An 8,818-nucleotide genomic window follows, 5' to 3' on the forward strand; every position below is an offset into this window, starting at 1 on the left:
AGCCTGCAGCACGGTTCGTCCGTCGTTCCGCCCCGGAAGCCGATGCTTCCGGGGCGGAACGTCTTACCGACGTCAGCCCGAGGGCCCGGGAGGCGACGGTCGCCTGGGGCTGGGCGGGCTCACAGCTCCCCGCGCGCCCTCATCACCGCCTTGTTGAGGCCCCACAGTCCGATGCCGATGGCCAGCAGTACGCCCGCCCGGATGTACACGTTCGCGGGCCGGTCGGACAGCGGGCTGGCCAGGACGAGAGCGGTGACCGCACCGAGCACCGGCAGAGCGGTCGGGGTGCGGAAGTGTTCGTGCGCGACGCGATCGCGGCGCAGGACGAGCACGGCGATGTTGACGACGGCGAAGACGCACAGCAGCAGGAAGGCCGTGGTGTCACCGAGGCCGGCGATCTCCCCCGTGGAGACCAGGCCGACGGCCAGGACGGCGACGAAAACGATGCCGACGACAGGGGTGCGGCGGCTGGGCAGTACACGGCCCAGGGCGCGCGGCAGAATGCGTTCGTTCGCCATGCCGTAGCACAGACGGGACGCCATCATGATGTTGATCAGCACCGAGTTGGTGACCGCGAACAGAGCGATCAAAGCGAAGAGTTCGGGCGGGAAGTCGAGTCCGCCGGCCTTGACGACCTCCAGCAGCGGGCCGCTGGACTCCCCGAGCACGCGGTGGTCGACGAGGAGCGAGGAGACCAAGGGGACCAGGACGTAGAGGGTGCCCGTGACGGCGACGCCGATGAAGACGGCGCGCGGGAACGTGCGGGCCGGGTCCTTGGTCTCCTCGGCCATGTTGACGGAGTCCTCGAAGCCGACGAAGGCGAAGAAGGCGAGCGCGGTGGCGCCGAGCACGCTGGTGATCAGCTCGATGCCCCCGCCCTCCGCCTGGAACTCGCCGAGCCGGCTGGGTTCGCCCTCACCGTTCAGGACCGCCCAGGCGCCGATCGCGAGAATGACGACCAGTCCGGTCAGTTCGACCAGGGTGAGGACCACGTTGGTCTTCACGAACTCCGACACGCCCCGCAAGTTCAGCGCCGCCAGCGCGAGGATGAACAGGATCGCGACGAAGGTGGGCGGGAAGAAGTCCGTGAACTCGGCCAGATAGTCGCCGCCGAAGGCGCGGGCCGCCGCGCTCGCCGAGGACAGGCCCGAGCACATGACCACGTAGGCGATGATGAAGGTCAGGAACGGGACCCGGAACGCCTTCTGCGCGTAGAGCGCGGCCCCCGCCGCCTTCGGGTACTTGCCGACGAGTTCGATGTACGAGCCCGCGGTCAGGAGGGCGACGGCGAACCCGATGACGAACGGCAGCCACAGGCCCCGCCGACCTTGCCGGCGACCTCCCCTGTCGTGGCGTAGATGCCGGTGCCGAGGACGTCGCCGACCACGAACAGAACTAGCAAACGCGGGCCGATGACGCGCCGCAGCGCCGGTTCCTGCCCTCCGCCCGGCGAACCGGCCGCGTCCTCTCGGGGTGTGGCCATGAAAAGGCTCCCGCTGAGGCGTTGCACTGACCACGGTGTGCCTGCCCGGCGGGCCCGGGGGTGATGCCTGGGTGTAGCGCATTCGGAGCATGCCGTGCTGCGGCATACGCGGGCATGGTGGCCCCACGCATAACCACCCCCCGAACTATGGTGTCCCACCACATGTGCGCCTGACCTGCGGATTCCTACGGTGTGGCGACACGCAAACGTCCCCGCAACGCCAGGAAGTGGTGCCGATGTCGTCGCCCTCTGCCGCTCCACCAGCAGCACCGAACAACCTCAAGCGCATCGTCGCCGCGTCCCTCATCGGCACCACCATCGAGTGGTACGACTTCTTCCTCTACGGGTCGGCCGCCGCGCTGGTCTTCAACAAGCTGTTCTTCCCGGAGTCCGATCCGCTGGTGGGCACGCTGCTGTCCTTCCTGACGTACGCCGTCGGGTTCGCCGCGCGGCCGATCGGCGCGCTGGTGTTCGGGCACTACGGCGACCGGCTCGGGCGCAAGAAGCTGCTGGTGCTGAGCCTGCTGATGATGGGCGGGGCGACCTTCGCCATCGGTCTGCTGCCCACGCACGCCACCGTCGGCAGCATGGCGCCGGTCATGCTGACCGTGCTGCGGCTGGTGCAGGGCTTCGCGCTCGGCGGTGAGTGGGGCGGCGCCGTCCTGCTGGTGTCGGAGCACGGTGACGCACGCCGGCGCGGGTTCTGGGCGTCGTGGCCGCAGACCGGCGCGCCGGCAGGGCAGTTGCTGGCGACCGGTGTGCTGGCGCTGCTGACCGCCGTGCTGTCGGAGTCGTCGTTCGGCGCCTGGGGCTGGCGGATCCCGTTCCTGCTGTCCGGTGTGCTGGTGATCGTCGGCCTGTGGATCCGGCTCTCCGTCGACGAGTCGCCGGTGTTCAAGGAGGCGCTGAAGCGTGCCGAGGAGCGCAAGGCGGACGCCCCCGCCGAGCGCATGCCGCTCGTCGCCGTGCTCAAGCACCACTGGCGAGACGTGCTGGTGGCGATGGGCGCGCGGATGGCCGAGAACATCAGCTACTACGTCATCACCGCGTTCATCCTGGTGTACGCCACCACCTCGGCCGGGGTGTCGAAGCAGACCGCCCTCAACGCCGTGCTCATCGCCTCCGCGCTGCACTTCGCCGTGATCCCCGCCTGGGGCGCCCTGTCCGACCGGTGGGGCCGGCGGCCCGTGTATCTCATCGGCGCGGTCGGCGTGGGCCTGTGGATGTTCCCGTTCTTCGCGCTCATCGACACCGGCGGCTTCGGCGCCCTGCTGCTCGCCGTGACCGTGGGTCTCGTCATGCACGGGGCGATGTACGCGCCGCAGGCGGCCTTCTTCTCCGAGATGTTCGCGACCCGGATGCGCTACTCCGGCGCCTCCATCGGCGCCCAGTTCGCCTCGGTCGCAGCCGGCGCCCCTGCCCCGCTGATCGCCACCGCGCTGCTGTCGAGCTACGGCAGCTCGACCCCGATCGCCCTCTACGTCATCGCCGCGAGCCTGCTCACGGTCGTCGCGATCCTGGCGGCCAAGGAGACCAGGCACCGGGATCTCACCGAGGTCTCCCCGGAGATGGAGGACGGGACGGACACCCCCGTCTCGGTCGACAAGGCAGAGGGCGCGCGCGCCCTCTGATGCGCGATCCACAGCCCCGGCCCCCGTGTCCGCCCCGCGGCGCGGGGGTCAGTGCTGTGCGGGCGGCGGCTGTGTGACGCCGGACAGGCGGTGCAGGCGCAGGGCCAGCTGTATCTCCAGGGCGCGCTCGGGGCTCTGCCAGTCCTCGCCCAGGAGCCGGCCGACCCGGTCGAGGCGCTGCGCCACCGTGTTGACGTGGACGTGCAGCTCGTCCTTGGTGCGGGCCGGGCTCATCCCGCACGCGAAATAGGCGTCCAGCGTGCGCAGCAGCTCGGTCCCACGCCGTTCGTCGTACGCCACGACCCGGCCGATGGTGCGGTCGACGAAGCCGGCGATGTCCCGCTCCCCCGCGAGCAGCAGCCCGAGGAAGCCGAAGTCCTCGGCGGCGGAGCCGTCGCCCGCGCGGCCGAGCAGCCGCAGCGTGTCGAGGCAGCGCCGGGCCTCCGCGTACGCCGTGGCGACCGTGTGGGGGCCGGCGAGGAGCCGGCCGACCGGGGCGGACGCGCCGACCGTGACCGGTTCGTGGACGGCGGTGCCCAGCTCGCGGGCGGTGCGGCGGGCCAGGTCGGTGGCCGTGTCCCGGGGGCAGCGGCAGCAGCAGGACCGTGCCGCCGTCGCGGGCGGCAGCGAGGCCGTGCCGGGTCGCGGCGAGATGGGAGGCGCGGCCCACAGGCGCCGGCGGGCGTCGGCCTCCTGGTCGGCGTCGGCGGTGCCGCCCTCCAGCCGGGCGGCCAGTACGGCGTGCGTGGCGTCGAGGTCGGCGCGCAGCCGGGTGGCGCGGTCGCGCAGCAGCCGGGGGTCGCGGTCGCGGGCGTCGAGCAGGTCGTCGAGCAGCTCACCGCGGACGCGCTGCTCGGCCTCGGCGGCGGAGCGGCGGGCGAGGAGCAGCAGCGAGGTGACCATGGCGGCGCGCTCCAGGGTGCGCTGATCGACGGGGTCGAGGCCGGGATGGCCGCGCAGCACGAGCGCGCCGAGCAGTTCGTCCCCGGCGGCGACCGCGGCGATCCAGTCGTCCCCGTGCCGCACGGCGTGGCCCTCGGCGCGGGAGGATTCCAGGGCGCCGGCGGGCGCCGCCGGGGCCTCGGTGAACTCGACGGTGCCGTCCAGCACCTCGGAGACGGCGGCCGCCACGTCGTGCACCCCGCCGCCGCGCAGGACCAGCTCGGCGAGCCGGTCGTGGACGTCGGAGGCGCGCTCGATGACCGCGCTGCGGTCCTGGATGATCTCGTTGGCCCGCTCCAGGCCGCTCAGGGCCTCGCGGGTCTCGGCGAGCAGGTTGGCCGTGTCGATGGCGGCCGCGGCGAGCGCGGCGAACGAGCCGAGCAGGGCGATCTGCTCCCGCTCGAACACCCGGGTGCGGCGGTCGGCGGCGAACAGCACCCCGATGACGTGCTCCCCGAGCGTCAGGGGCACCCCGAGGATCGCGACGAGCCCCTCGTCGCGCACCCCGCTGTCGATGGAGTGGGTGTGCTGGAAGCGGCCGTCGCGGAAGTAGTCGTCCGTTACGTACGGCCGGGCGGTCTGGGCGACGAGGCCGCCGAGGCCCTCACCCATGCCGAGGCGCAGCTGCTGGAAGCGGGCCGCCACCGAGCCCTCGGTGACCCGCATGTAGGTGTCGCCGCGCTCCGGGTCGTTCAGGCTCAGGTAGGCGACGTCGGTGCCGAGCAGGGAGCGGGCGCGCTGCACGATCGCGCGCAGCACGGCGTCCAGGTCCCGCAGCCCGGCCAGGTCGTGGGCGGTCTCGAACAGGGCGGACAGCTCGGCCTCCCTGCGGCGGCGCCCCTCTATCTCCGAGCGCACGCGCAGGGCGAGCAGCTTGGCCCGCTCCAGGGCCGCGACCCGCTCGGCGGGGCGGCCCTCGGCGCGGGCCAGCAGCACCGGCTGCTCGTACGCCTCGGCGGGGGCGCCGCGGGCGAGCAGCTCCAGGAACGGCGCCTCGGCGCCGTCGGCGGCGGGCCGGGCGGCGTCGGGGCGGGTCCGGTCCGGCGCGGGGGCGGCGGAGGCGGACCGTTCGGCGGACTGCAGATGATCGCGGGGCATGGGTCTCAGGATTCCTCATCCGGCGGCCGCCCCGTCAGCCCTGTGGAAAACTCCGCCGCCCGACGTCCGGCCGCGGTCGGTGTCAGGTCCGTGCCTGTCCGGACGCGTCCGTCCTAGTGCGCGGTCCAGCCGCCGTCCAGGATCAGCGACGTGCCGGTGACGAAGGACGCCGCGGGGCCGCACAGGTAGGCCACCGCCTGGGCGACGTCCTCCGGTTCGATCAGGCGCTTGACCGCGCTGTCCTGGAGCAGCACCTCGGCCACGACGCGCTCCTCGGGGATGCCGTGGGCGCGCGCCTGGTCGGCGATCTGCTTCTCGACCAGTGCGGTGCGCACATAGCCGGGGTTCACACAGTTCGAGGTCACGCCGTGGGACGCGCCCTCCAGGGCGGTGGTCTTGGACAGCCCCTCCAGACCGTGCTTGGCGGCCACGTACGCCGATTTGTAGGCGGAGGCGCGCAGGCCGTGCACGGAGGAGATGTTGACGACGCGGCCCCAGCCCTGCCCGTACATGTGCGGCAGGGCGCCCCGGATGAGGCGGAAGGGGGCCTCCAGCATCACGGTGAGGACCGTGTGGAAGACGTCCGGCGGGAACTCCTCGATGGGCCGCACCAGCTGGAGCCCCGCGTTGTTGACCAGGACGTCCGTCCCGGCGGCGGCGGCCTCGGCGGCGTCCAGGTCGGTGAGGTCCAGGACGTGCGGCTCGACGGCGCCGCCGAGGTCCGCGGCCGCCGCGGCGATGGCCGCCCTCGCCTCCAGCCCCTCGGCGTCCCGGTCGACGGCTCTGACCTTGGCGCCTGCGGCCGCGAGGCGCAGCGCGCAGGCGCGGCCGATGCCGCCGGCGGCGCCGGTGACGAGCGCGGTGCGGCCGCCGAGGTCGAGGGGGGTGTCGTGGGGAGCCGGGAGGGCACGGGGCGCGGTCATGGGGTCGACCCTAGGCAGCACGCCCCGGTCGACCCATGTGGTCGCGCCCCACAGTTCAGCCGTTTCCAGTGGGGTTGAGCCATGTGGGTGCGGGCTCGAACCAGGTGGGTGCGTCGGCGAGGGCCTGCTTGATGCGGAAGCTCGCGAACTCGTTCAGCTCGGGCAGCGCGTCCATCGCGAACCAGGCGACGTCCAGCGACTCGTCGTCGTTCACCCGCGCCTCGCCGCCGAGGGCACGGCAGCGGAAGGTGATGTCCATGTACTGGCAGATGTCGCCGTTGCCGTACGTCACCGGCTGCAGGGCCTGGACCAGCACCACCCGCTCCACCGCGCAGCGCACGGCGGTCTCCTCCTCGACCTCCCGTACGGCGCAGGCCGCGGGCTGCTCCCCCGGGTCGGGGATGCCGCCGATCACCGACCACTTGCGGGTGTCCGCCCGGCGGTTGAGCAGCACGCGGCCCTCGTCGTCGAAGACGAGGGCCGTGACGCCGGGCAGCCACAGCAGCTGGTGGCCGGCCGAGGCGCGCAGGGTGCGGATGAAGTCAGGAGTAGCCATGCCCCGACCCTAACCGGCGCCCCGGGGCGCATCCGGGCACGTCGGGGGCGTTCTCCTGCTGTTCGCCGGTGTCCGCAGGCCCCTACTGCTCGCCGGTGCGCCGGGCGCGTACCGCGGTGGCCACGCCCCAGCCGAGACCGCCCCCGGCGAGGAGAACGAGGAGGCCCTCCGGGAGGGTGCCGAGACGGGTCGCGGGGGTCTGCGAGGTGCGCAGCGGCACCTCCTGCACCAGGTGGCCGGCGACGAACATGCCGGTCTTCTGCGTGACCTTCCCGTCCGGCATGATGACGGCGCTGACACCGCTGGTGACCGGCACGGTGACCGCGCGGCTGTGCTCGACGGCGCGCACCCGGGACATGGCGAGCTGCTGGTAGGTCATCTCACTGCGCCCGAAGGTGGCGTTGTTGCTGGGCACGGAGATCATCTTGGCGCCGTCGGTGACGGTGTCGCGCACGGCCCAGTCGAAGGCGGCCTCGTAGCAGGTGACCAGGCCGACGGCGGCGCCGTCCCGGTCGAACACGCCTGGCTCGGAGCCGCGGCTGAAGTCCTGGCGGACCATGGAGGTCCACTCGTCGTTGATCGCGCCGACCAGGGAGCGCAGCGGGAGGTACTCGCCGAACGGCTGGATCTGCCGCTTGTCGTACACGTCGACGGGTCCCTTCACCGGGTCCCAGAGGATCTGCTCGTTGAGGAGCTTCCCGTCCCGGGTGATGACCGCGCCGACCGAGATGGGCGCACCGACGGCCTTCGCGGCGCGGTCGACGACCTCGCGCGCGTCGTCGTTGGCGAAGGGGTCGATGTCGGAGGAGTTCTCCGGCCACAGCACGATGTCCGGCCGCTCGACGCGGCCCGCCGCGATCTCGGCGGCCAGCCGCTCCGTCTCGCGCGCGTGGTAGTCCAGGACGGCCCGGCGCTGGGAGTTGAAGTCGAGGCCGAGACGGGGCACGTTCCCCTGGATCACCGCGACGGTGACCGAGCCGCTCTCCGCCTTGTCGCTCACCAGGGTGCGCGCCGCGAACGCCCCGGCCACCGGCACGGCGACGCTCAGCACGCCGACGACCGCGGCGGCCTTCCGCAGCCCGCCGGTGCGCCGCGCGGTCACGGCGAGCCGCACCACCTCGTACAGGCCGAGGCCGCACAGCACCACGGCGAAGCCGAGCACCGGGGTGCCACCGAGCGCGGCGAGCGGCAGGAACACGCCGTCCGCCTGGCCGAAGGCGATCTTGCCCCAGGGGAAGCCGCTGAACGGCACGCGCGCGCGTGCCGCCTCGCCGGCGATCCACAGCGCCGCCGCCCACACCGGCCACCCGGGCAGCCGTGACACCAGGGTGATGCCCGCGCCGACCAGCGCGACGTACACCGCCTCGATGACCACCAGCGCGAGCCACGGGCCGGGGCCGACCTCCACGCCGGTCCACACCAGCAGCGGCAGCAGGAAGCCGAGGCCGAAGAGGTAGCCGAGGCCCAGGCCCGCCTTCCAGCTCCGGCCGCGCAGCACCCAGCCGAAGAGGGCGAAGGCGGGCAGGGCCAGCCACCACAGGGTGCGCGGCGGGAAGCTGACGTACAGGAGGAGGCCCGCGAGCGCGGCGGCGCCGGCCGGGAGGAGGCGCGCGCGCCACTTCCGCCAGGCCGAGGGCGTGGTCTGCGGCGGCATGGGGTCCGACGCGCCGACGGAGGTTGCGGTGACGGTCACCCGGGGAGTCTACGGCGCGTGACCTGGGGCCGGACAGCACGGTCGTACGGCGGCGGGGGCGGCTGGACGGTGCGCGGCCCCGCGTCCGACACCGTTTCCCCTCAAGTCGTCACCGGACGTCCCCAAACGGGCCACCAGCCGTTACCGTGTGCCGGTGCCTTGTCCGCGCGGCCCGACGGGGGGTCCGCGGGCGGGGTCCTTCACAGGGGTCGGGGGCACGACGTGGGCGGGGTGCGGGGTGGGTTCAGGTTCGACGGACAGGGCGTCCGCCGGTGCGGACGCGGACGGTGAGAGACGGACAGGGCCGGACGCGGCGGGTGTGGTGGTGCTGGGCTCGTGCGCGGCCTGGCCCCTGATCACCGCGGCGGCCGGTGACGGGCGTCCGGAGGGGATGCTGCTCGCGGTGCTGGCCGTCGCCGCGGGGTACGCGGCGGGCCGCATCGGCGGGGCGCTGCTGCCGGTGGCCGCGCCCTGCGCGGGCGCGCTGGCCGG

At 73.4% G+C, this 8,818-nt stretch carries 5 protein-coding genes and 2 pseudogenes; 2 read left to right on the forward strand and 5 right to left on the reverse strand.

Annotation, left to right across the window (positions count from 1 at the left end; genetic code table 11):
* Positions 1–119 precede the first annotated feature (119 nt).
* Positions 120–1,483: pseudogene (locus AY578_RS02955) on the reverse strand (APC family permease).
* Positions 1,484–1,719: 236 nt separating this feature from the next.
* Here AY578_RS02955 and AY578_RS02960 point away from each other — a divergent pair.
* A complete protein-coding gene (locus AY578_RS02960; RefSeq protein ID WP_028960358.1) occupies positions 1,720–3,114 on the forward strand; it encodes an MFS transporter in 1,395 nt (464 codons plus the stop codon).
* A gap of 48 nt (positions 3,115–3,162) precedes the next feature.
* Here AY578_RS02960 and AY578_RS02965 read toward each other — a convergent pair whose 3' ends face one another.
* From AY578_RS02965 to lnt, 4 genes are all read right to left on the reverse strand, one after another.
* On the reverse strand, positions 3,163–5,154 hold the full coding sequence (locus tag AY578_RS02965; protein ID WP_258901975.1) for a helix-turn-helix domain-containing protein: 1,992 nt from the start codon (positions 5,152–5,154) through the stop codon (positions 3,163–3,165).
* A 113-nt stretch (positions 5,155–5,267) separates the two neighbouring features.
* Positions 5,268–6,077: a 3-hydroxybutyrate dehydrogenase gene (locus AY578_RS02970; RefSeq protein ID WP_258901977.1), complete on the reverse strand. Its 810-nt coding sequence runs from the start codon at positions 6,075–6,077 to the stop codon at positions 5,268–5,270.
* Between the two features lie 55 nt (positions 6,078–6,132).
* Positions 6,133–6,633: an NUDIX hydrolase gene (locus AY578_RS02975; protein WP_137211034.1), complete on the reverse strand. Its 501-nt coding sequence runs from the start codon at positions 6,631–6,633 to the stop codon at positions 6,133–6,135.
* Positions 6,634–6,715: 82 nt separating this feature from the next.
* A complete protein-coding gene (gene lnt, locus AY578_RS02980; protein ID WP_136237301.1) occupies positions 6,716–8,326 on the reverse strand; it encodes an apolipoprotein N-acyltransferase in 1,611 nt (536 codons plus the stop codon).
* Positions 8,327–8,564: 238 nt separating this feature from the next.
* Here lnt and AY578_RS33960 point away from each other — a divergent pair.
* Positions 8,565–8,818 (forward strand): annotated as a pseudogene (locus AY578_RS33960) (O-antigen ligase family protein); the annotation flags it as partial.

This window comes from Streptomyces thermocarboxydus (assembly GCF_024760485.1).
Taxonomy (GTDB): Bacteria; Actinomycetota; Actinomycetes; order Streptomycetales; family Streptomycetaceae; genus Streptomyces; species Streptomyces cellulosae.